General features: G+C 73.6%; 13 protein-coding genes and 1 pseudogene. 5 read left to right on the top strand and 9 right to left on the bottom strand.

Annotated elements, in window-relative coordinates; genetic code table 11:
• Positions 1–400, top strand: a pseudogene (locus ACOJUF_RS16810) (HNH endonuclease); the annotation flags it as partial.
• 6 nt (positions 401–406) lie between these two features.
• Here the strand turns inward: ACOJUF_RS16810 and hutI are convergent.
• Genes hutI through ACOJUF_RS16790 form a run of 4 tightly spaced genes read right to left on the bottom strand, consistent with a single transcriptional unit; the run spans position 407 to position 5,755 of the window.
• Positions 407–1,564, bottom strand: coding sequence for an imidazolonepropionase (gene hutI / locus ACOJUF_RS16805; RefSeq protein ID WP_420122972.1), 1,158 nt, complete (start codon positions 1,562–1,564; stop codon positions 407–409).
• Complete coding sequence (locus ACOJUF_RS16800; protein WP_420122971.1) at positions 1,561–2,892, bottom strand: formimidoylglutamate deiminase; 1,332 nt, start codon at positions 2,890–2,892, stop codon at positions 1,561–1,563. Before ACOJUF_RS16800 ends, hutI begins: the two co-directional genes overlap by 4 nt.
• Positions 2,889–4,076, bottom strand: coding sequence for an allantoate amidohydrolase (locus ACOJUF_RS16795; RefSeq protein ID WP_420122973.1), 1,188 nt, complete (start codon positions 4,074–4,076; stop codon positions 2,889–2,891). The genes ACOJUF_RS16800 and ACOJUF_RS16795 overlap by 4 nt, the downstream gene beginning before the upstream one ends.
• Positions 4,077–4,087: 11 nt before the next feature.
• Positions 4,088–5,755: a urocanate hydratase gene (locus ACOJUF_RS16790; RefSeq protein ID WP_420122970.1), complete on the bottom strand. Its 1,668-nt coding sequence runs from the start codon at positions 5,753–5,755 to the stop codon at positions 4,088–4,090.
• A 288-nt stretch (positions 5,756–6,043) separates the two neighbouring features.
• On the opposite strand from ACOJUF_RS16790, the gene aceB reads away from it, so the two are divergent.
• From aceB to ACOJUF_RS16770, 4 genes are all read left to right on the top strand, one after another.
• On the top strand, positions 6,044–7,666 hold the full coding sequence (gene aceB / locus ACOJUF_RS16785) for a malate synthase A (protein WP_420122969.1): 1,623 nt from the start codon (positions 6,044–6,046) through the stop codon (positions 7,664–7,666).
• Between the two features lie 113 nt (positions 7,667–7,779).
• Positions 7,780–9,480, top strand: coding sequence for a multicopper oxidase family protein (locus ACOJUF_RS16780; RefSeq protein WP_420122968.1), 1,701 nt, complete (start codon positions 7,780–7,782; stop codon positions 9,478–9,480).
• Positions 9,477–11,150: an FAD-binding oxidoreductase gene (locus ACOJUF_RS16775; protein WP_420122967.1), complete on the top strand. Its 1,674-nt coding sequence runs from the start codon at positions 9,477–9,479 to the stop codon at positions 11,148–11,150. The genes ACOJUF_RS16780 and ACOJUF_RS16775 overlap by 4 nt, the downstream gene beginning before the upstream one ends.
• Before the next feature lie 4 nt (positions 11,151–11,154).
• The gene (locus ACOJUF_RS16770; protein ID WP_420122966.1) at positions 11,155–12,297 is read left to right on the top strand and encodes an iron-containing alcohol dehydrogenase; all 1,143 of its coding nucleotides are present in this window, start codon (positions 11,155–11,157) and stop codon (positions 12,295–12,297) included.
• Between the two features lie 23 nt (positions 12,298–12,320).
• Here the strand turns inward: ACOJUF_RS16770 and ACOJUF_RS16765 are convergent, their stop codons facing one another.
• Genes ACOJUF_RS16765 through ACOJUF_RS16745 form a run of 5 tightly spaced genes read right to left on the bottom strand, consistent with a single transcriptional unit; the run spans position 12,321 to position 22,876 of the window.
• On the bottom strand, positions 12,321–15,191 hold the full coding sequence (locus ACOJUF_RS16765) for an NHLP bacteriocin export ABC transporter permease/ATPase subunit (RefSeq protein WP_420122965.1): 2,871 nt from the start codon (positions 15,189–15,191) through the stop codon (positions 12,321–12,323).
• A 5-nt stretch (positions 15,192–15,196) separates the two neighbouring features.
• Positions 15,197–17,458: an NHLP family bacteriocin export ABC transporter peptidase/permease/ATPase subunit gene (locus ACOJUF_RS16760; RefSeq protein WP_420122964.1), complete on the bottom strand. Its 2,262-nt coding sequence runs from the start codon at positions 17,456–17,458 to the stop codon at positions 15,197–15,199.
• Positions 17,455–18,309, bottom strand: coding sequence for a hypothetical protein (locus ACOJUF_RS16755; RefSeq protein ID WP_420122963.1), 855 nt, complete (start codon positions 18,307–18,309; stop codon positions 17,455–17,457). Before ACOJUF_RS16755 ends, ACOJUF_RS16760 begins: the two co-directional genes overlap by 4 nt.
• A complete protein-coding gene (locus ACOJUF_RS16750) occupies positions 18,306–21,479 on the bottom strand; it encodes a DUF4135 domain-containing protein (RefSeq protein ID WP_420122962.1) in 3,174 nt (1,057 codons plus the stop codon). The genes ACOJUF_RS16755 and ACOJUF_RS16750 overlap by 4 nt, the downstream gene beginning before the upstream one ends.
• Positions 21,476–22,876, bottom strand: a complete 1,401-nt coding sequence (locus ACOJUF_RS16745) for a TfuA-like protein (RefSeq protein WP_420122961.1) — start codon at positions 22,874–22,876, stop codon at positions 21,476–21,478. The genes ACOJUF_RS16750 and ACOJUF_RS16745 overlap by 4 nt, the downstream gene beginning before the upstream one ends.
• Positions 22,877–22,949: the final 73 nt, after the last annotated feature.

Raw genomic sequence — 22,949 nt, 5'->3', positions numbered from 1 at the left:
CCGGGTGTGGGTGCGGCGGTTGTACACCGATGCCACTTCGGGGCAGGTGGCCGGGACCGATGCGCGGCGGCGCGACTTCCCGGCCGTGGCCCGGATGTTCCTGACGGTGCGGGACCAGGTGTGCCGGACGCCGTGGTGCGGAGCGCCGATCCGGCACGCCGACCACACGGTCGCGGTCGCCAGGGGTGGGGTCACCGACCTCGGCAACGGCAACGGCCGCTGCGCTCGTTGCAACCTCACGAAGGATCTGACCGGGTGGGCCACCCGAACCCAGGACGGCACGATCGTCACGACCACCCCGACCGGGCACCGGTACACCAGCCGCCCACCCCGACCACCCAGCTCCCGGCCCTGGCTACCGGTCATCGAGATCGACCTGCAATGGCCCGGAACCGCGTAGGACAGATCACGGCAGGTGTAGGACCCGGGCCAGCGGAACACCCGCCCGGTAGGTCAGGTGCAGGTGGCTGGGTGCGTCCAGCACCGTCAGATCCGCCCGGCTGCCGACCGTCAGCCGGCCGATGTCGTCGCGTCGCAACGAATCGGCCGCGCCGAGCGTCGCCGCGCGCAGGGCCTGGGCCGGGGTCAGGCCCATCTCCCGCACCGCGAGCGCGATGACGAAGGGCATGGACGACGAGTAGCAGGTGCCCGGATTGCAGTCGGTGGCCAGCGCGATCCGGACGCCGGCCTCCAGCAGGCGCCGGGCGTCCGGGTAGGGCGAGCGGGTGGAGAATTCCACCCCGGGCAGCAGCGTCGCCACCGTCGCCGACCCGGCCAGGGCGTCGACGTCCGCGCCGGACAGGTACGTGCAGTGGTCGACGCTGGCCGCGCCGAGCTCCACCGCCAGCTGCACCCCGGGCCCGGGGCCGAGCTGGTTGCCGTGCACGCGCAGGGCCAGGCCGGCGTCGCGGCCGGCGGTCAGCACCGCCCGGGCCTCGTCGCCGGTGAACGCATGCGGGCTGCGCGGCTCGCAGAACACGTCGATCCACTTCGCGTACGGCGCGCAGGCGGCCAGCATCGGCCCGGTCACCAGCCGCACGTACTCGTCGCGTCGCTCGGCGTACTCGGCTGGCACCACATGCGCGCCCAGGAAGGTCGTCTCGTCGGTGAACTCGCGGGCGATGCGCAACGCCCGCGCCTCGTCGTCGACGGTCAGCCCGTACCCGCTCTTGATCTCGACGGTGCCGGTGCCCTGCGCGCGCATCTCCGCGATCCGCGCGGCCACGAGCCGGCGCAGCTCGTCGTCGGACGCCGCCCGGGTGGCCCGCACGGACGACGCGATCCCGCCGCCGTCGTAGGGGGTGCCGGCCATGCGGGCGGCGAACTCGGCCGCCCGGTCGCCGGCGAAGACCAGATGCGCGTGCGAGTCGACGAACGATGGAAGCACCGCCCGCCCCTGCACGTCCAGCATGTCGTCGGCGGCCGGGGCGGCCACGGCCGGACCGACCCAGGCCACCCGGTCGCCGTCGACCACCACCGCCGCGTCGCCGACGATGCCCAGCTCCCCGCCGTGCGCCGGGTCGTTGGTGACCAGCTCGCCGATCCCGGTGACCAGGATGCTCATCGTGTCCTCCACAGCGGTTCGATCGCGGTCCGCAGCAACTCCCCGACGTCGCCGAGCCGGTGCCGGCCGCCGGTGACGACCGGTCGACCGTCCACCACCACGGTGTCGACATCGGCGGCGGTCGCCGCGAGCAGGACCTGGGCCGGGTCCACCCCGGCGGTCCGGGGGCCGTCCAGCCGCACCGCGACCAGGTCGGCCCGGTGGCCGACGGCCAGCGCGCCGGCGTCGGGCCGGCCGAGGGTGTCGTGCCGGGTGGCGGCGGTCAGCAGCTGCTCCGGGGTGAAGCGGCCGCGCTGCCGGGAGGCCAGCCGCTCGTGCATCTCCAGCGCCCGCGCCTCCTCGATCAGGTCGATGACCGCGTGCTGGTCGCTGCCCAGGCTCAGGCCCGATCCGGCGTCGAGCAGCGCCCGGGCCGGTCCGATGCCGTCGGCCAGGTCGCGTTCGGTGGTGGGGCAGAAGCACGACGTGGTGCCCGTCCGGCCCAGGGTGGCGATGTCGGAGCCGGTCAGGTGGGTCGCGTGAACGGCCGTCGTGGCCGGACCGAGCACGCCGGCCTCGTCCAGCAGTTCGGTGGGGGTGCGGCCGTAGAACGCCAGCGCGGCCTCGTTCTCGGCGGGTTGCTCGGACAGGTGCACGTGCAGCGGCCGGCCGGCCGCGGCCGCAGCGACGACCGGCAGCTGGTCCCGGGGGACCGCACGGACCGAGTGCACGGCCGCGCCGATCAGCACCTCGTCGGAGCTCGCACGACTGCCGGCCAGCCGCGCGACGCGATCGGCCCAGCGCCGCGCCGAGCCGTCGGAGAAGCGCACCTGCTCCGGGCCGAGCGGTCCGTGCCCGTCCGCGTCCAGACCCCCGGCCAGATAACAGGTGTCGAGCAGGGTCAACCGGATGCCGGCGTCGGTGGCGGCCTGGATCAGGGCCTCGCCCATGGCGTTCGGGTCGGCATAGGGGGCGCCACCCGGTGCGTGGTGCAGGTAGTGGAACTCGCCCACCGCGGTGATCCCGGCCAGCGCCATCTCGGCGTAGGTGGCCCGGGCCAACGCCAGGTAGGTGTCCGGGTCGAGCGCGGCGGCCACCCGGTACATCCCCTCCCGCCAGGTCCAGAACGTGCCGCCGCCGCCGTGGGTGCGCCCGCGCAGCGCCCGGTGGAACGCGTGGCTGTGGCAGTTCGCCAGCCCGGGCAGCACGACGCCGGGCAGCACGGTCGCGCCCGGCGGGGGAACGGTGCCGGCCGTGACGGCGACGAACCGCCCATCGGCCACCGCGAACGTCACGTCCGCCGCCGGCCCGGCCGGCAGCAGCGCGTGCCGGGCGAAATAGGTGCTCATGCGGCCAGGTCCCGGACGACCGCGGTCAGCGCATGGACGCCGGCGTGGCAGTCGTCGCGCTCGGCGAACTCGGCCGGGGAGTGCGAGATGCCGGTGGGGTTCCGGACGAAGAGCATCGCGCTCGGGATGCCGTGCACTGCCAGGATGCCGGCGTCGTGCCCGGCGCCGGTGCCCAGCCGCGGCACGTCCGGCCCCAGCACCGCCTGCAGCCGGTCGGCCAGGCCGGCGTCGAACGACGTCGACGGCGTCCACGACTCCCGCCGGACGGTGGCCCCGTGGTCGGCGGCGACGGCGGTGATGTCCGCGACGGCAGCGCGCACCGCGGCCTCGTCCGCCCCGCGCGCATCCAGCCAGCCGGTCACCCCGCTGGCGATGGCGTTCACCCCACCGGGCCGGACCGCCACCTTTCCGATGGTGGCCAGGCACCCGCGATGCTCGGCGGCGGCGCGGGTGGCCAGCACGGTGTGCGCGTACCCGATCATCGCATCGTGCCGGTCGGCCAGCCGGGTGGTGCCGGCATGGTTGGCCTCGCCCGGGAAGTCGATCCGCCACCGGCCGTGCGGCCACAGGCCGGTGCCGATCGCCACCGGTTCGCCGGTGTCCACCAGGGCCCGGCCCTGCTCGACGTGCAACTCCACGAAACAGCCGACTCGGCGGAGGGTCTCGTCATCCACACCCAGATCGTCCGGCGAGCCGCCGGCCCGGGACAGGGCCTGCGCCAGCGACACCCCATCGCCGTCGGTCAGCCCGCGGGCCCGGTCGCCGGAGAGCTGGCCGGTGATGATCCGCGAACCGGCACAGGCGATGCCGAAGCGGGCGCCCTCCTCATCGGCGAAGTTGACCACGCCGATCGGCCGGCCCGGCGCGAAACCGGTGGTCCGCAACGCATCCACGGTGGCCAGGGCACTGACTACGCCCAGCGGACCGTCGAAGGCACCGCCGTCGGGCACCGAGTCCAGATGGGAGCCGATGACCACCCCGGGCCGGCCGGCGGCGACCGCGGCGTCCGGATCGCCCCACCAGGCCCACTGGTTGCCGGCCCGGTCCGTCGTGAGATCCAGACCCCGCAGGGCACATTCGCCGGCGAACCACTCCCGCAGGTCGTGATCGGCGCGGGTCCAGGCGAACCGCCGGTACCCACCGGACGCGGCGTCCCGGCCGATCGGCTCGATCGCCGACCACATCGCGTCGAAACTCACGGCGCGACCTGACTCTCCTTCATCGGGATCCGGACGCCGCGCTCGGCGGCGACCTGCTCGGCCCGCTCGTAGCCGGCGTCCACGTGCCGGATGACGCCCATGCCGGGGTCGTTGGTCAGCACCCGGGCCAGTTTCTCCGCCGCCAGGGCGGTCCCGTCGGCCAGCGACACCTGGCCGGCGTGGATGGACCGGCCGATGCCGACCCCGCCGCCGTGGTGGATGGACACCCAGGACGCGCCGGAGGCGGTGTTGACCAGCGCGTTCAGCAGCGGCCAGTCCGCGATGGCGTCGGACCCGTCGAGCATGGCCTCGGTCTCCCGGTAGGGGGAGGCCACCGAGCCGCAGTCCAGGTGGTCGCGGCCGATGACGATCGGCGCGGACAGCTCGCCGGCGGCGACCATCTCGTTGAACCGCAGGCCCGCCTTGTCCCGCTCGCCGTAGCCGAGCCAGCAGATCCGCGCCGGCAGGCCCTGGAAGGCGATCTTGTCCCGGGCGCCCCGCATCCACTTCTGGAGGCGGTCGTTGTCCGGGAACAGGTCCATGACGGCGCGGTCGGTGGCGTCGATGTCCTTGGGGTCGCCGGACAGCGCGGCCCAGCGGAACGGGCCCTTGCCCTCGCAGAACAGCGGCCGGATGTAGGCGGGCACGAAACCGGGGAACTCGAAGGCCCGGTCGTAGCCGCCGAGGCGGGCCTCGTCACGGATGCTGTTGCCGTAGTCGAAGACCTCGGCGCCGGCGTCCTGGAACTCGACCATCGCCTGCACGTGCCGGGCCATCGACTCCCGGGCCCGGTCGGTGAACTCCTCGGGCTTGCGCTCCGCGTAGTCGTGCCAGTCCGCCAGCTCGACGCCCAGCGGCAGGTAGGACAGCGGGTCGTGGGCGCTGGTCTGGTCGGTGACGATGTCGATGGCCACGCCGCGGCGCAGCAGTTCGGGGAACACCTGCGCGCAGTTGCCGACCAGGCCGATCGACCAGGCCCGCCGCTGATCCTTGGCGGCCAGGGCGTTGGCGACGGCGTCGTCCAGGTCGTCGGCGATCTCGTCCAGGTAGCGATGGTCGACGCGGCGCTGCAGCCGGGACCGGTCGACGTCGACGATCAGGCAGGCACCGCCGTTCAGGGTGACGGCCAGCGGCTGCGCGCCGCCCATGCCGCCGGCCCCGCCGGTGAGCGTGAGGGTGCCGGCCAGCGTCCCGTTGAACCGCTTCTCGGCGATCGCGGCGAACGTCTCGTAGGTGCCCTGGACGATGCCCTGGGAGCCGATGTAGATCCACGAACCGGCGGTCATCTGCCCGTACATGGTCAGGCCCAGCTTCTCCAGGCGGCGGAACTCGGGCCAGGTGGCCCAGTCGCCGACCAGGTTGGAGTTGGCCAGGATGACCCGCGGCGCCCACTCGTGGGTCCGCATGACGCCGACCGGGCGGCCCGACTGGACCAGCATGGTCTCGTCCGCCTCCAGGGTGGTCAGCGTGCGGACCATGGCGTCGAACGAGGCCCAGTCGCGGGCCGCCTTGCCGGTGCCGCCGTAGACCACGAGGTCGTCGGGCCGCTCGGCGTTCTCCGGATCGAGGTTGTTCATCAGCATCCGCAGCGGTGCCTCGGTGGTCCAGGACCTGGCGGTCAGGCTGGTGCCACGGGCGGCGCGGACGGGGCGTGCTCCCTGCATCGACGCGTTCCTCTCAGGTCGGGCCAGGTGTTGGGCATGGCGCGTGGTCGGTCCCGGGTCACTCCATGCAATCAGCGGCCCGACCGGTGCGGACAGGGCCGGCGGCGGGGTTCTGTCCGGTATCCCGGACAGCAGCTCCCACCTCCGCCGGCGGCCGGGCCAGATATATCCGCGATATCCGCCGGCGTGCGTCACACCGCGTTGACCCGGTCGGACGCTCCCGGTAGATTTCGATCAGCGAGATAGACATTCCATATAGTGGATAATGACGAGCCGGGAGGCCGAAGAGTGACTGCCAGCCCCACCACCGCGTCCGCCACCGTCGAGGTCCGCGGCGTGCCCGTGCCCCGCGCGGACGAGATCCTGACCCCGGCCGCGCTCGACTTCGTCGCCGGGCTGCACCGCCGCTTCGCCGGCCGCCGCGACGAGCTGCTCGCCGCGCGGGCCACCCGTCGCGCGCAGGCGGCACAGGCCGGCCGGCTCGACTTCCTGCCCGAGACCGCGGCGATCCGGGCGGGCGACTGGACGGTGGCTCCCGCCCCGGCCGACCTGCTCGACCGGCGGGTGGAGATCACCGGCCCGCCGGAGCCGAAAATGGCCATCAACGCGCTGAACTCGGGCGCCCGGGTCTGGCTGGCCGACCTCGAGGACGCCAACACCCCGCACTGGCGCAACGTCGTCGGCAGCCAGCTGGTGCTGCACGACGCGATCCGCGGCGCCCTGCAGTTCGACTCGCCGCAGGGCAAGCAGTACCGGCTGGCCACCGACCGGCGGCTGGCCACGATCGTGGCCCGGCCGCGCGGCTGGCACTTCGACGAGCGTGACCTGCTGGTCGACGGCGGCCCGGCGGTCGGTGCGCTGGTCGACTTCGGCCTGTACTTCTTCCACAACGCGGCCGAGTTGCTGGCCCGGGGCAGCGGCCCGTACTTCTACCTGCCGAAGATGGAGAGCCATCTTGAGGCCCGGCTCTGGAACGACGTGTTCACCCACGCCCAGGCCGAACTCGGCATCCCGCACGGCACCGTCCGCGCGACGGTGCTGATCGAGACGATCCCGGCGGCCTTCGAGATGGACGAGATCCTCTACGAGCTGCGCGATCACGCGTCCGGGTTGAACGCCGGCCGCTGGGACTACCTGTTCAGCGTGATCAAGTACTTCCGCGACGCCGGAGCCGCGTTCGTGCTGCCCGACCGGGGCAGCGTGACCATGACGGCTCCCATGATGCGGGCCTACACCGACCTGCTGGTGGCCACCTGCCACCGGCGTGGTGCGTTCGCGATGGGCGGCATGGCCGCCTTCATCCCCAGCCGCCGGGACCCGGAGGTCAACCGGGTCGCGCTGGAGAAGGTGCGGGCGGACAAGGAGCGCGAGGCCGGTGACGGCTTCGACGGGTCCTGGGTCGCGCACCCGGATCTGGTGCCGGTGTGCGCGGAGGTGTTCGACGCGGTCCTCGGGGACCGGCCGAACCAGCTCGACCGCCACCGGGACGACGTCGCGGTGAGCGCCGAGCAGCTGCTGGACGTCGCGTCCGTGCCGGGCGCGATCACCGAGGCCGGCCTGCGGGGCAACATCGACGTCGCCCTGCGGTACCTGGAGGCCTGGCTCGGCGGGAACGGTGCGGTCGGCATCCACAACCTGATGGAGGACGCGGCCACGGCCGAGATCTCGCGCTCGCAGGTGTGGCAGTGGGTGCACAACGGCGTCACCCTGGACACCGGCCGCACCGTCACCGCCGAGCTGGTCCGCGGCATCGCCGACGAGGAACTCGCCGCCATCGCCACCGAACTGGGCCCGGATGCCTACGCCGCCAGCCGGTACCCGCTGGCGCGCATGGTGTTCGAGCAAGTGGCGCTGGCCGACGACTTCGCCGACTTCCTGACCCTGCCCGCCTACGCGGCCGCGGAGAGCTGACCGCTCCGGTCGCCCGGGCGCGGTCGTGCGCGTGTCATCCCCGCCCAGCGGGCTGCGGCCGGGGTCACCGCTTATGTTGACTCCGACCGGTGGCGAGGCGGGGGAGTGGTGCCGTGACTGAGCAGTGGTCCCGCCGTCGGGTGCTCAAGCTGGGGGCGGCGCTGGGCGGCGTGCCGCTGCTGATGGCCTGCTCGCCCACGCCGGCCGGCCCGGCCGGCAGCGGGTCCACCGCCGCCGGCCCGGCGGGCGGCGCGGCGGCCTCGGGGTCGGCGACCTCGGGGTCGGGGACCTCGGCGGCGGCCGGATCGGTGCGCCCCACCGCCCTGCACCGCAGCGAGAACGGCGTGCTGCAGACGACTCTGACGCCCCGGCCGGCCCAGGTCGACATCGGCGCGGCCCGGCCGATCACCACCTGGGCGTACGACGGGCTGTTGCCCGGGCCGACCTGGGATATCGCTCCCGGCGACGTCCTGCGGGTCGAGCTGGTGAACGACCTGCCGGCCGAGCCGCCCGGGACCGGGACGAGCGCGTCGGCGAGCCCGGCCCCGTCGAGCGCGTCCGGATCGGCCGGCCACGACGGCCACGACATGGCCGCGGACCCGATGCCGATGGACCGCCCACACCAGTGGACGACCACGAACCTGCACTACCACGGCATGCACGTCTCCCCGGAGGGCAACGGCGACGACGTCTTCCTGACGGTGCAGCCCGGCGAGCGCTACCAGTACGAGATCGAGGTGCCGGCCGACCATCCCGGCGGTCTGTACTGGTACCACCCGCACCGGCACGGGGGCGTCGCGCAGCAGATCCGTGGCGGCATGGCCGGGGCGATCATCATCCGCGGCGCGATCGACACGGTGCCGGAGGTCGCGGCCGCGGCGGAACAGCTGATGGTCATCCAGGCGATCGAGGTCGACGACACCTTCACCGTGCCGCAGCCGATCCCCGACCCCTCGGCCACCGAGGCGTTCTTCCCGCGGAACCAGATCCTCTACCCGATCAACGGCGGCCTGTCGCCGACGCTGTCCATGCGGCCCGGCGAGGTGGCCCGCTGGCGCATTCTCAACGCGGCCGAGGGCAAGTTCATCAACCTGGTCGCCGACGGCCTCGAGTTCCACGTCATCGCCTGGGACGGGCTGACCCTGCCCGAGCCGGACCGGGTGCCGAACCTGTTCCTGTCGGCCGGCAACCGGGTGGAGGTGCTGGTGCGGGCGACCACCGCCGGCACCGTCACGCTGCAGTGCACCCCCAGCTCCAGCCAGAAGCCCGGCACCCAGGGCGTTCCCGGCTCGACCGAGGGCCTGCCGCCGGAGCTGGTCACCCGGCCGATCGCCACCATCGAGGTCGCCGGCGACCCGGTGACCATGGCCCTGCCGGCCGAGCTGCCGGCGTTCGACCAGGAGATCGGTCCGATCGTGCGGACCCGGGAGGTGACCTACTCCGTCGAGCGGAACGGCACCCAGTTCGAGGATTTCGGGGTCGACGGGCAGCAGTTCACCGCCGCGCTCCCGCCGTACCAGGTCAAGCTCGGCACCGCCGAGGAGTGGACCGTGGTCAACGGGGTCGACGAGAAGCTGCCGCAGCACGCCCACGTCTTCCACATCCACGTCAACCCGTTCAAGATCACCAGGATCAACGGTCAGGTGCTGGACAAGCCGCTCTGGCGGGACACCTACATCCTCACCGGGAACACCGGTGACTCCTTCACCTTCCAGACGAACTTCCTCGACTTCACCGGGAAGTTCGTCGACCACTGCCACATCGTCAGTCACGAGGACCTGGGCATGATGGAGACGATCGAGGTGGTTCCATGACCCCACTGCCGGACCGGCCGACGGGCCCGCTCAGCCGCCGCCGGGCCCTGCAGCTCGGCGCCGCCGGCGCGGTGACCGGCCTGCTCGCCGCCTGCACGTCGACCGATGCGTCCTCCGGCGCGACGACCACCGCGCCGCCGGGCGCCGGGTCGACCGGGGCGGCCCCCACATCGGCCACCGGCGCCGGCGGTGGGCCGTCGGCCGATCCGGAGTGGCGGACGCCGACCCCGCCGCCGACCAGCACCACGGCCGCCCCGGACCCGGTGCCCGACGGCGCGATCCAGGATCTGCGCAGCCGGCTCCGCGGCAACGTGCTGTCCCCGCTCGACGCGAACTACCCGTTCACCGCGCTGTCCTCCAACACCCGCTACCTCGACGTGCGGCCCGCCGTCATCGCCCGGTGCAAGGACGAGGCCGACGTGGTCACCGCGGTGAACTGGGCCCGGGACAACGGCTTGCCGGTCGCGCCCTACGGCGGCGGCCACAGCTACGCCGGCCTGTCGACCACGTCCGGGCTGCTGCTGGACATCGGGGCGATGAACGACGTGACCGTGGACCTGGCGGCCGGCACGGCCGTGGTCGGTGCCGCCGCGCTGAACGGTGACGTGCTGGACAAGACGATCAACACCCCGTTCCTGCTGCCCGGTGGTACCTGCCTCGGGGTCGGCACGGGCGGGCTCGTGCTGGGCGGCGGCATCGGCTACAACACCCACTGGGCCGGGTTGACCTGCGACCACCTGACCTCCACCCGGGTCGTGCTGGCCTCCGGCGAGGTGGTCGACGCCGACGCCGGCCAGCACGCCGACCTGTTCTGGGCCTGCCGGGGTGGCACGGGCGGCACCTTCGGACTCAACACCTCGTTCCGGTTCCAGCTGGTGCAGGCGCCGGCGACCGTCGTCTACTTCCGGTACGACTACCGCGGCGCGGATGCGGCGACCGCGATGCTCGCCGCGGTCGACACGCTCTGCCAGACGGCGCCCGCCGGCCTGAACCTCAGCTCGTGCGCCCAGGCCACCCCGGTCGGCGACGGTGGCCCGCGGGAGGCGATCGACGCCTTCGTCCGGGGGCAGTACGTCGGCCCGATGGACGAGGCCCGCGACCTGCTCGCCCCGTTCGTCGCGCTCGGCCCGGCGAAGTCGGCCCTGCAGGAGCGACCGTTCTGGGAGGTGCAGCAGCAGGTGTGGCCGTCGGCCAACCCCGAGCCGCACTCGTGGGGCGACTGGTCGCGTTACACCCGGGCGGCGCTGCCGCAGGACCGGGTGGCCTCGATGGTCGACCTGCTGGCCCAGTGCCCGGTGCGGACCGACAACTCCAACGGCGCCCTGTGGTTCCTGGGCTGGGTCGGTGGCGACGTCGTCGGCCGGGTCGGGCGTACCGACACCGCCTACGTCCACCGGGGCGCCCCGCTGCTGCTGCGGCCGACGCCGGTCTGGGAGACCGCCGACCCGCCGTCCGTCGGGCAGGACCTGCTCGACTGGACCGCGGCCCAGATCGCCATCGTGGCCGACGTGACGCCGGACGAGAGCTACCAGAACTTCCCGAACCGGCTGATCCCCGACCCGCTCCGGCAGTACTTCGCCGAGAACCTGGACCGGCTCATCGATGTCAAGACCGCCTACGACCCGGACAACCTGTTCACCAGCGAGCAGGCCATCCCGGTCCGACGCTGACGTCGTGACCCGACCGGCGGCGCTCGAGGTGTGGTCGAGCTGCACCACCGTCTTCACCGGGGGGCTGCCGCAGGTGCCGGCCGTGCTGCGGGGCCGCGGCATGATCCTGGTCGCCGACCGGGAGCTGACCGCGCACGTCGATGCCGTCCGGGCGCGGGCGCCGGCCCTGGAGGTGGTGCTCGTCGGGTCGTCCGACCCGTCCGAGGAGGTGGCGGCTTCGGTCGCGGGCGCCCTCGCCCGCCGGCCGGGTGGCGTCCCGGTGGCGCTCGGCGGGGGCACGGTGATGGACCTCGTCCGGTTGGCCGCCCTGGCCGCGTCCGACCCCGCCGCGGACGGGTTCGGCGCCCCGGCCGACGGCCCGACGGTCCTGCCGACCCGGGCCGTGAACCCGACGGTGTGCATCCCGACCACCATCGGTACCGCCGCCGAGGTCAGCGCGGTGGCGGTGCGCACCGGGCCGGGCGGGACCGCGATGATCGTCAGCCCCGGTCTGCGCTCGGCCGCCGTCGTGCTCGACCCGGCCCTGACGGGCACGCTGCCGACGGCCGCCCTGGGCGCCGGTCTGGTCGAGCCGTGGGCGCGGGTCTGCGTGCCCGCGATCGCCGGGTCGCGGTTGCGGTTCCAGGACGGGCTGGCCGCCGGAACGGCTGCCACCATCCTCGATCTGGGCGAGGAACTGGCCGGCCATCGGGCCGCCGGCACCGCGGCCGACGGCGGCTGGCGCGCCGCCGCCGCCCTGGCCAGCATCCAGACCCACCTGGGCCTGTTCGCCCTGGGCCGCGCGCCGGCCGGACATGTGCTGTGGCCCCTGGCCACCGAGGTCGTCCGGGCCACCGGACTGCCGAAGCCGACGGCCCTGGCCGCGCTGATCCCGGCCTGGCTGCGTGGCATCGCCACCGGGGCCGTCGGGCCGGACTGGGGCACGCCGGATCGGGCCCGCGCGATCCTGGGTCTCGATCCCGGCGCGGCGGCGGTTCGGCTCCGGACCTGGCTGGGCGGTCTGGGACTGCCGACGCAGCTGCCGGCCACTGTGGACGTCGACGCGGTCACGGCCCGGGTGGTCAGCCCCTGGCAGGCGTCCGGATGGTTCCTCGGCGGCGTTCCGCGCGCCGAGATCGCCGCGGTGCTCACGGCCGCTGCCGGGTGATCGCGGCGTCCGTCAGGACACCCCTACAGGGTCTGCCGGCGCACCATGTTCTGGAAGATGCCCGGCGTACCGGCCAACTCGTCGTAGGAGCCCTCCTGCACGACCCGGCCCGCCTCGAGCACGATCACCCGGTCGGCGTTGCGGATGGTGCCGAGCCGGTGCGCCACCACGATCCGGGTGACCTGCAGCCGGTCGAAGCTCTGCGCCACCGTCGCCTGGGTGACCGAGTCCAGGGCGCTGGTCGCCTCGTCGAGGATTACCAGCCGGGGGTTGCGGGCGATCGCCGCGGCCAGCACCAGCCGCTGCCGCTGACCGCCGCTGAAGGTCACCGCGTTGTCGCCGATCATGGTCCGCATCCCCATCGGCAGCGCCCGGATGTCGTCGGCCAGACCGACCTTCGCGGCGGCCGCCCAGGCGTCGTCCTCGGTGAGCGGCCAGTCACCGGTGATGACCGACAGGATGTCGGCGCCGGTCACCGCGGCGCTCTGCATGGCCACCCCGATCTGCGCGCGGACCGCCCGGGCGTCCAGGGTGGACAGGTCCTTGCCGTCGTAGGTGACGCTGCCCGACTCCGGCCGGTCGAAGCCCAGCAGCAGCCGGACCACCGTCGACTTGCCCGACCCCGACGGACCGACCAGCGCGATGAACTCGCCGGGCCGGGCGGTGATGCTGACCTCGTGCAGGACCGGCGTGTCCGTCCCCGGATATCGATAGGTGACCGACGACAGCTCCACCCGGCCGGCCAGCAGCCCCGGGTCGCCCGCGCCGGGGGCGACCTCCACCGGTTCGGCCAGGATCGGCCGCATCCGGTCGAAGATCGGCACCACGTTCAGCGCGTACCCCAGGCTCAGATCCAGTTGTGCGGTGGCGCCGGCGATCTGACCCAGGGCGGTGATGAACGCCAGGAACGCGGCGGTCGTCATCACCCCCGGGTTCGACGACACCGCCGCGAACACGATGACGGTGAGGAACGAGGGCAGCATGGCGTAGATCGCGGTGCGCACGGCCGACAGCCGCTCCGAGGAGAGCAGGTACCCGGCCTGATCGGCGAACCGGGCCGCCCAGGCGCCGAGCGCCCGGTTCTCCGCGGCGGCCGCCCGGATCTTGTCCATGCCTTGCACGATCTGCAGCAGCACCCCGGACGCCGCACCCTTGGCGTCGTACATCGACCGCAACCGGCGGATCTGCACCATCGTGATGACGGCACTGATCGACACCGTGATCAGCGTGACGACCAGCACGATCAGCGCGAGGGACGCGCTGTAGACGAACAGCAACGCCAGGCTGAACACCAGCGTCACCACCGCCAGCAGGGTCTGCGAGGCGACCGAGGCCAGGATCTGCTGGATCATGTCCACGCCGTTGACCCGCAACGTCAGGTCGGCGACCGAGAAACGGCTGAAGAACTGCACCGGGAGCGCGATCAGCCGATCCCACATGCCCGACTGCATCCGGGTGAGCATCCGGCCCTGCAGCCGCAGCAGCGCGGCGGACCGGGACAGCAGGAAGCCGGTGGTGGCGAAGACGATCAGCAGCAGCACCAACGACGCCGCCAGCACCGGGCCGGTCTGACCGACGGGCACCAGGCTGCCCAGGATCGACCCGGTGGCGATCGGCAGGGCCAGCGACCCGAGCCCGGCGACGAGGCTGAAGATCAGTAACCGGAGCAGATCGCGGCGGCTGCCCAGCAGGCCGAACCGCAGCAGGCCCCGGACGGTCAGCGCGCCGGGCGGCATCGGCCGGTACAGCACGTAGGCGGTCGGTCGTAGCCGGCCGGCGTCCTGCGCGGTCGCCGTCGATTCGGTTCCGGTGGTGGGGTCGACGATGCGGTAGGCGCCGGACTCCCGCGGCACGAGCACCACGGGATCCCCGGTCGGTTCGCTGAACGCGACCATCGGCTCCAGCCCGTTGCGCCACCAGGAGCCGTCGAGCGTCACCGCCCGCACCCGCACCCCGGAGGCCCGGGCGATGGCGCGGACCGGGTCGGCGCTCAGGGCGAGGGACCAGTCCGCCGGTGCGCTGATCCGGATGCCGGCCGCCCGCCCGAGCAGCTCGCAGGCGGCGAGGAGGGCGTCGGCACCGGTCGGGGTGGTCCACTGGTCGGCGGCGTCGATCCGGTCGAAGCCGGCCAACGTGCTGCGGCGGACGGCGGCGTCGTACTCCGGTCGGCCCGCCTCGCGGGCGGCCGACGCCTCGGACCGGGTCACGGCCAACGCGGCATGGGCGGTGAGCAGCGCGGACTGCATCGAGGCGATGCCCCGCCGCAGGTCGACCCGGTCCAGGGCGTCGGTGGTCCGGATCGCGGCGGTCCCGGGCTCGGCGACCTCGACGCCGAACCCTGCCCCCAACGGGACGGGCAGCCGTTCGTCCTGACCGACCCCGCCGACGCGCAGCCGGGCGTCCTGCGGGACGCACCACCGCAGCGCGCCGGGCGAGTTCAGCACCTGCCCGGCGGCCAGCTCGACGTCGTGGTCGACCTGCTCGTCGGTGATCGCCGACCGCGGGCCCGGGGCCAGGAAGCCGGCGGCGGTGGCGGTGAGCCAGGTGTGCAGGGCGGCCTGCAGCTCGGCCCGGCCGGGCAGGGCCGCAGTCCAGTCGGCGCCGAGCGGGACCACGGTCGCGTCGACCCCGACGGCCACCAACCGCCACCGGCAGCCCCGGTGGGTCAGCGGCTCGGTGCCCAGCAGCAGCGCGCCGGCCGCCACCGACCCGAGATAGCTGCGCCGCCCGAGCGCACCGTCGGCGTCGGTCGGCACCACGAACAGATCGACCTCACCGGAGGTGAGAAACCATGCGGTGTCGACGCTCTCCAGCGGGATCGGGGTGCTGGCGTCGAGGGTGCGGGGTTCGCCGGTGCTGACCCCGCCCGGAACGGCCAGGTCTGCGGTCGCCACGTCGCTCATTCCGCTTCGACCAGCTGCGCGTACCGGCCGCCCTGCGCGATCAGCTCGTCGTGGGTGCCGCGCTGCACGATCCGGCCCGCGTCCAGCACCAGGATCTCGTCGCAGTCGCGGATCGTGGAGAGCCGGTGCGCGACGATGATGCAGGTCGCCCCGCGGCGCCGCAGATTCCGGTCGATCCGCTGTTCGGTCTCCGTGTCCAGGGCGCTGGTCGCCTCGTCGAGCACCAGGATGCTCGGGTCCAGGACCAGGGACCGGGCGATCTCCAGTCGCTGCCGCTGCCCGCCGCTGAAGTTGCGGCCACCGCCCTGGATCGCCGACTCGTAGCCGCCGGCGCGCGCGGCGATGTCGTCGTGGATGCAGGCGTCCCGGGCGGCGGCGATCAGATCGTCCGGCGTCACCGACGAGTCCCACAGGGTGAGGTTGTCCCGGATGCTGCCCTCGAACAGCATGATGCGCTGGTCGACGAACGACACCGAGGTGGTGATCAGGGCGCGGTCCCAGGCCTGCCGGGGCCGGCCGTCGAACAGCACCTCCCCGTGCCAGGGTTCGTACAGGCCCAGGATCAGCTTGACGATGGTCGACTTGCCGGAGCCCGACGCGCCGACCAGGGCGACCCGGCTGCCCGGCGCGACCGAGAGGGAGAACCCGGAGATCAGCGGCTTGCCGACCCGGGTGTAGCCGAACTCGACGTCCCGCAGCTCGAGGGCGCCGTTGAGTCGCGCGGTGACCGCACAGGCCGCGTCGGCGCTGCCGGCGGCATCGGAGGGGCCGGTCCGGGCGGGTGTCCGGGTGAACTGCTCGTCGACCGCGCTGGACAGGACGTCGTTCACCTGCATGAGTTGGCCCTGCGCGGTCTGCGCCTGCTGGGCCAGGCCGACCAGTTGACCGATCGGTGACAGGAACGAGGCCATCAGCGCCTGGAAGCCGACCAGGATGCCCAGGGACAGCGATCCGGACATGACGCCGACGCCGCCGATCGCCAGCACCAGCACCGAGGTGAGACTGGACAGCGTCGTGGGGACCACCGACAGGCCGTTGGTCAGCCGGCCCATGTCCTGGCTGGCCAGCAGGTACCGGGCCTGGAAGCCCGCCCAGCGTTCGAACGCGGAGTCCTCGGCGCCGGAGGTCTTCACCGCCTCGATGGTGGAGATCGTGGACATGCCCAGGCCGGTCAGGCGCGAGCTCTCCCGCAGCTGCAGCTGGTTGGCCGCGTCCCGACGGCGCGAGACGTACCACAGCGCAGCGATGTTCAGCAGGGACGCGATCATGGCCAACCCGGCGAGCAGCGGGCTGTAGGCGACCATCACCGCGGCGTAGACGACGAGTCCGACGGTCGCGACGCCGGCGGTGATGAACGGGCCGGCGAGCAGCTGGGTGATGCTGTCGACCTGGTCGAGCCGGCTGACGATCACCCCGGGGAACCGCTGGGTGAAGTACTGGACCGGGAGCCGCAGCAGGTGATCGACGAGCCGGAACGACCCGGAGACGGTCAGCCGGGTCTGCAACCGGGCCAGGAACCACTGCTGGGTCAGGGTCAGGGCCCCGATCAGCAGCGACACGATCAGCACGGCGGCGACCAGCGCCGCGGCGTTGGATCCCGTCGGCGAGTTCAGCACGTCGTTGACGAACACCGTGGTGAACATCGGCAGCATGACGCCGGGCACCACGAGGAACAGCCCGGCGACGGCGGCCAGGACGAAGCCGAGCCGGCCCGGCCGCATCCGGGCCCACAGGTCACCCAGCCAGGACCGGCGCCGGCCGCCCCGGGTGAAATCGGGACCCGGGGCGGCGTGCAGGGCGATCCCGCTGTACAGCCGCTCGGCCTCGGCGACGCCGATCGCCCGCCGGCCCTCGGCGGGGTCGTTGATGAGCAGGCCGTCCTTGCCGTACCCCTCGAGCACCACCCAGTGCGAGTACCGCCAGAACAGGATCTGCGGCAGCAGATCGCCCTCCGCCAGCTTGCTGAACGGCCGTCGATACCCCTTGGCCTGCATGCCGTAGCCGCGGGCCGCCTTGAGCATCGCGCTGGCGTTGGAGCCGTCGCGGGACACCCCGCAGGCTTCCCGGAGCTCCTCCAGCGGGACGACCCGGCCGAAGTGGGCGAGCACCATGCCCAGCGAGGCCGCGCCGCACTCGGTCTCCTCCATCTGCAGCGCGGTGGGCACCTTGACCCGGCGCCGGGGGAACGTCACCGGGGGCGGGTCGGGGGCGCCCGCCGGGCCGGCCGGGTGGGGCACGGGCGGGGTCTGCGTACTCATGACCCGGGCGTCGGGTCGGGGAACACGACGTCGAGCGGCGACTTCTCGCTCAGGATGATCTGCGCGGTGACCGGGACGCCCTGGGTGATCACGAAGGGCGGGCCCTGGCCGACGCTCCACGCGTAGTTCGACGGCGTACTCGGGTCGTACTGCAGCCGGACGACCGCGAGCAGTCCCGGTGCGGTGCCCAGCTGGGCGGCCACGACCTGCTCCTCCAGGCCCAGCCGGGTGGCCACCTGGGCGACCGTGAAGGGGTCGGAGCTGATCTCGTCGACGGTGCCCAGCAGGTACCCGTAGGTCGACGACGGCGCGCTGGAGACCGCCATCCGCACGGGCAGTCCGACCACGACGGTGCCGGTCAGCCCGGTCGGCACCAGCGTCACCACGAAGTCCGGTGCGGCGAGGTCGGTGACCCGCGCCGCGTGCTGCCCGGCGACCATCGTCGATCCGTCGGACACCAGGATGGAGGTGACCGACCCGTCCTGCGGTGAGACCAGCGAGGTACCCCCGACCAGGCTGACCAGCGGCTGGCCGGTCGTCACCTCATCACCGAGCTTGACCAGCACCTTGTCGACGGTGCCCGCCGTGTCGGTGGACACGGTGGCCGCCCCGCGCTCGTTGTACAGGCCGGTGGTGGACACCGACGAGGTGACCGTCCCGCGGACGGACCATACGATGATCCCGAGCACCAGCAACCCGCAGGCCGCCAGCACGAATACCGTCCACTTCGGCGCCAGCCGCACGACCCGGTCGATCGGGTCGGACGCCTGGGCGAGGGGCCGGCCCAGCCCGCGGTCACCGGCGGTACCCGTGGTGTCTGTGGTGGTCGGGGCGGACCGGTCGACGGTCATGTCAGCGCGCTCGCAATCGGCACATCCACATCGGGGGCGACATCGAGGGTGAGGTCGGGGGCAACATCGGGGGCGAGGTCGGGGGCGAGGTCGGCGGTGGCACCGGCGAACAGCACGGCCAGCGCCGCCAGCCCGTGGACGGGCGAGATCTGGGTGGCATCCGGGGCGATCGCCGGGCCGGTCCAGCGGCCGGTGCGGAGGCGACGATCGGCCAGGGCCCGACGCACGGCGCTCAGGTGCGTGGCCCAGGCCGGGTCGCCCCCGGCCCGCCGGGCCGCCCGGGCCAGCGCGGCCCGGTCGAGCAGCACCCGTAGGCTCGCGTCCGCCGGCACCGGGTCGGACGGTGGCGCGGGTGACCGCACCGTCGCGGCGGCGACCTCGTCACCGGTCCCGGTGGGATCCGGGAACCGCGGGGCGGGACGCTGCTCGCCATCGGGCTCTCGCGCCGCCAGCCGGTGCCGGGCCAGGGCCGTCCCGAACGCGCGGGACGGCAGGGACCGCGACCATTCGTCCGGGATGTCCAGGTCGCCGTCCGGCTCCGGCCGGTCGATCAGCCGCGCCAGTTCGGCCAGCGCATCGGCCACCGCGTCGTCCGGCGGCAGCTGCAGCAGCGCCAGCACGGCCCCCGCCGCGGCGTCGACGACGAAGGACGGCTGGTCGCGGCGGGCCGCGACCAGGCTCGGACCGACCAGGCTCCGGGCGGCGTCGACCAGCTCGCCGTCGGACAGCAGACGTCCGGCCACCGCGGCGGCGTAGAGCACGCCGGCCGGCCCGGTGAACGCGTCGGCCGGCCCGATCTCGCCCGGCCCGATCCGGTCCACGCTGCCCAGCAGGGCGCCGCGAGCGATCGCCGCGCAGTCCGCGCCGAGCCGGTCGGCCGGCCGGCCGGCTGTGACGGTGGCCAGGGCCAGCCCGATGCCGGCCTGCCCGGTCAGCCCGGCCCCCAGCCGTCCGTAGGTCCAGCGGTTGCGGTTCGGGTCATGCTCCAGGCCCACCCACGCCGGTGCGCCGGTGCCGCTGACGATCACCCGGTCCAGCAGTGTCGCAACGGGTTCGGTGAGGTCGACCGCACCGGACGGCCGGCGCGCCGGGGTGGTGACCACCTTCCCGGTCGGTCGATCCGTCGCACCGCCGGTCGAGGTGTCCGGCCCGCCCATGCCCGCGCCGGTCCGGACCGGCTCGGCGTCGCGGGTGCCGTGGTGCGCCGGGTCCATCGCGAACAAGGTGGCCCGCAGGTCGTCGACGTGGTCGGCCCGGGCCGTCAGGGCCCGCAGCCGCTCCTGGGTCCGGGTGGTCGGTGCCTGGGTGAGCGCATCCGGCAGCACGACGCCGCGGTCGCTGATCAGGTCCGGCCGGTCGAAGGGAATGGTGAACAGCGGAACGTCGAGCTCCCGCATCGCCGCCGCCTCGCAGGCGATCAGACCCGCCGGCGCGGTGCCGACCGCCCGGTAGAGCAGTTCGATGACCAGTTCCCGCTCGACACCGTCGACCAGCGCGGCGGGGGCGGTGCTCTGCAGCAGCAACCGGGCGTAGGTCCGGGTGGGTCGGGCCACGAACCGCACCGACGGAGCGAGGTCGCGGCCGGTACCGTCCGCGGGGAGCAGGTCGGCCACCGCCAGCGCGGCCAGCCGGCGCTGCGCCTCGGCGTACCCGGCGATCAACTCCGGCTCGTGCCCGCGGAGGGACGTGGGCCGGCCGGTGACCCGGGGCAGGGCGTTGCCGTTGTCCATCGGGGCGCGTTCGCTGCGCAGCTCCGGGCCGGTGGCGGTGGGCACGAGCACCCGCACCGGGTAGGGAGTTCGGGTCCGGCTCGGCCCGGCCAGCGCGCCGATATCGGCCGTTTCCCGGCCGGGGGCGCCGGAAACGACGCTGCTGACCATGCTGGTCGGACCGGGGGTGTCGGACAACCGTCGGGCCACGGCGTCGGCGGCCGGTGCGGTGCGCAACGGTCCGGGGGAGACCACCGTCTCCAGATCGACCAGGACGGGCCCGGTGTCGGTGGGCACGAAGTTCTCGTGGTGCAGGTCGGTGGCGCCCATGGCCTGCAGCACGCGAAGCAGCGCGCCGGTGCGGCGAAAGTACGCGCCGACGGTCCCGGTGCTGCACTCCGCGGCCGCGACCTCCAGAACCCAGGCGTAGCCGCCCTTGTCGACGATGCGCGGCAGGCTGCGGGCCGGGTCGATGCCGAGTGGCGGTCCCGCCCGGTCGACCCGGGTCAGCACGGTGCCGAGCAACCGGTGCAACCGGTCCGCGCGGGGCTTGAGGAACAGCGAGGTGCCGTCCGACAGCCGCAGGCGGGCCACTGAACGGCCGTCACCGTGCTGATCGCCGGCCGACAGTTCGAACCCGGTCACCCGGGTCCCCGGGCGGATCGACGGCAGGTCCGTCGCCACCCGTCCGCACAGCTCGGCGGTGGTCTCCCGCCACTGCCGCCAGACGGTCGCCAGCAGCCGGGCCACCACCGGGTGCGACGTCCACAGGGCGATCCAGTCGCCGCGCGGGTCCGCGGCGAACAGCGGGTCGTCCGCCGGCCGGCCGGCGGCCGCCTGCATCAGCAGTGGGCCGGCGACGCCGAGCTGCCGCCGCGCCAGGTCGAGCACCAGGTCGCGGCGGGCCGCGGCGCCGATCGGCGCCGCTCCGGTCCACCGATCGACCTCGCGAGCCGCGACCGTCAGCCAGTCGCGGAAGCCTGGGTGGAACCGCCAGGGCTGGTCACCGTCGACCCACTCGGGCAGGCCGTCCCCGGCGACCTCGCGCAGCCGGGGGACGCGGTGCGGTCCGGGCTCGGTGCCGATCAGGTCGACCAGGGTCAGGGCATCCCGCGCCCACCCGGGCAGCGGTTCCCCCGGTCGGACCGCGACCTCGCCCAGCCCGGCCCGCCATTGCTCCTGGGTGAACCCGTGCTCGGCCAGGATGGCGGCGGCCCGATCCGGCCGGCCATCGGCGATCCGTCGCGACCAGCGCGCGAACCGCAGCTCGCCGAGCGTGCGGTCGTCCGACGGCCGCAGCCAGCCGCCGGCGATCCGTTCGGCCGGGCTCGAGGCCCGGGCCAGCGTCGCGAGCAGCTCCGCGCGGCCGACATCGTCGGTTCTGGCCTCGGCCGTCCCGAACGCGCCATGGTCGTCCGCGCCGGCGGAGGTGATCCGCGCGACACAGGGGGTGGCCGTCATGTCAGTGCTGATCCGGGTTGATCGGTGAAAGTGCCGGTGGTCAGCGCCGCCATCGCCTGCGCCATGGCCTCCCGCGCCAGCTTGGCCCTGACCAGTTCGAACCGGACGTCGTACACGTCCTTGAAGCCGTTCTCGAACGCCCAGACATCGAGACCCACCGTGGGGCGCCAGCCGGTTTCGCGGGCCTGGCCGCGGATCAGCGCGAGCAGGTCGGCGTTGTCCCCGCGGAAGGTGAAGTCGGGATGCGCGGCGTCCAGCAGGGCCTGCTGCTGGCCGGCGGCGGCGGCCACCGCCGGGTAACGACCCCGCACCCGCAGCTCGTCCAGGACCTCCTCGGTGGTGCGCTCCAGGTACTTCCGGCTGATCAACCAATCCCGCAGCGCGCGTCGGGTGGCCAATCGTCGGATGAGCTGAGCGAAGTCGTCATCGTTGAGATCGTTCTCGCGTCGCCAGGTCGCCAGGTCGGCATCGGTGCGGAGCCGGCGGTCGGCCCGGAACCGGACCAGCTCGGCGGCCACCGCGTCCTCGTCCGGTGCCACCCCCAGCAGTTCGCCCAGGACGTCGACCAGTCCGGCGTGCAGGGCGTGCTCGTTGATCTCGCCGAAGTTCGCCAGGTGCAGGGCGGCATAGGCACCGATGTCGGCCAACGGCAGGCTCGCTCCGCCGTGGCGCACCCGGCGGTCCCGAAAGTACATGGCGTCGAACGGATGTGATCTGGTCACCCGGACCGGCGGCGGCGGCTGCACGCCGTGCTCGGCGACGTGGCGGAGCAGGGCGATGGCGTCGATCCGCTTCTGGTCCACCGCCGATGTCCGGATGAACGCCTTCAGCGCCGCCAGCGTCTCGGCCGGTACACCGTGCTCGCCGGCGTCGTAGAGCATCGCCGCATAGCTGCGCTCCGGGTAGAAGCGGCCCTTGGCCAGGGTGATCAGCAGGTCGTGCTGGTCGGTGGTGATGACGCCGGCGGTCACCGCCGACCGCAGCGTCGGCCGGATGTTGACCATGGCATCGCTCAGGGCCCGGAACCCGTCCTCGGCGGAGGCATGCATCACGGCGACCTCGTCGTCGTCGGTCAGCTCGCCGCCGGCGAACGCGTCGTAGATGTGCCCGAACCCGCGAGCCCCGTAGGTGGCGGTCTCGGCCACCCGCAGCGCGCCCATGCTGCTGGCGCCGTAGACGGCGACGCCGCGTTCCAGCGCGTAGAGGATCTCCTTGTGCCACACCGACAGCTGCTGGGTGAAAACCCCGTCGATGAGCAGGATCCCGTCGGGCTCCAGTTCATCGACGACGCTGAGGATGTCCGACTGCGCGGCCGGTGGGCGGAACACCGCATCCGGCAGGATGCGGGCGGCCGCCGACCGGGGCATCGTCGGTCCGAGGTAGACGACGATCGTCATGGGACGGTGACCTCCTGGTCGACGGCGGCGCGGGGCCCCGGCCGGGGCCCGCGGGCCGGGGGGTAGTGGGGGC

This window comes from Nakamurella sp. (genome assembly GCF_048594475.1).
Classification (GTDB): Bacteria; Actinomycetota; Actinomycetes; order Mycobacteriales; family Nakamurellaceae; genus Nakamurella.
This window is presented reverse-complemented; position numbering and strand designations above follow the sequence as displayed.

Excerpts from the sequence above, each read along its gene's own strand:
- hutI (WP_420122972.1), bottom strand. The coding sequence starts at position 1,564 with ATGAGCATCCTGGTCACCGGGATCGGCGAGCTGGTCACCAACGACCCG.
- ACOJUF_RS16800 (WP_420122971.1), bottom strand. The coding sequence starts at position 2,892 with ATGAGCACCTATTTCGCCCGGCACGCGCTGCTGCCGGCCGGGCCGGCG.
- ACOJUF_RS16795 (WP_420122973.1), bottom strand. The coding sequence starts at position 4,076 with ATGTGGTCGGCGATCGAGCCGATCGGCCGGGACGCCGCGTCCGGTGGG.
- ACOJUF_RS16790 (WP_420122970.1), bottom strand. The coding sequence starts at position 5,755 with ATGCAGGGAGCACGCCCCGTCCGCGCCGCCCGTGGCACCAGCCTGACC.
- ACOJUF_RS16775 (WP_420122967.1), top strand. The coding sequence starts at position 9,477 with ATGACCCCACTGCCGGACCGGCCGACGGGCCCGCTCAGCCGCCGCCGG.
- ACOJUF_RS16760 (WP_420122964.1), bottom strand. The coding sequence starts at position 17,458 with ATGAGTACGCAGACCCCGCCCGTGCCCCACCCGGCCGGCCCGGCGGGC.
- ACOJUF_RS16755 (WP_420122963.1), bottom strand. The coding sequence starts at position 18,309 with ATGACCGTCGACCGGTCCGCCCCGACCACCACAGACACCACGGGTACC.
- ACOJUF_RS16750 (WP_420122962.1), bottom strand. The coding sequence starts at position 21,479 with ATGACGGCCACCCCCTGTGTCGCGCGGATCACCTCCGCCGGCGCGGAC.
- ACOJUF_RS16745 (WP_420122961.1), bottom strand. The coding sequence starts at position 22,876 with ATGACGATCGTCGTCTACCTCGGACCGACGATGCCCCGGTCGGCGGCC.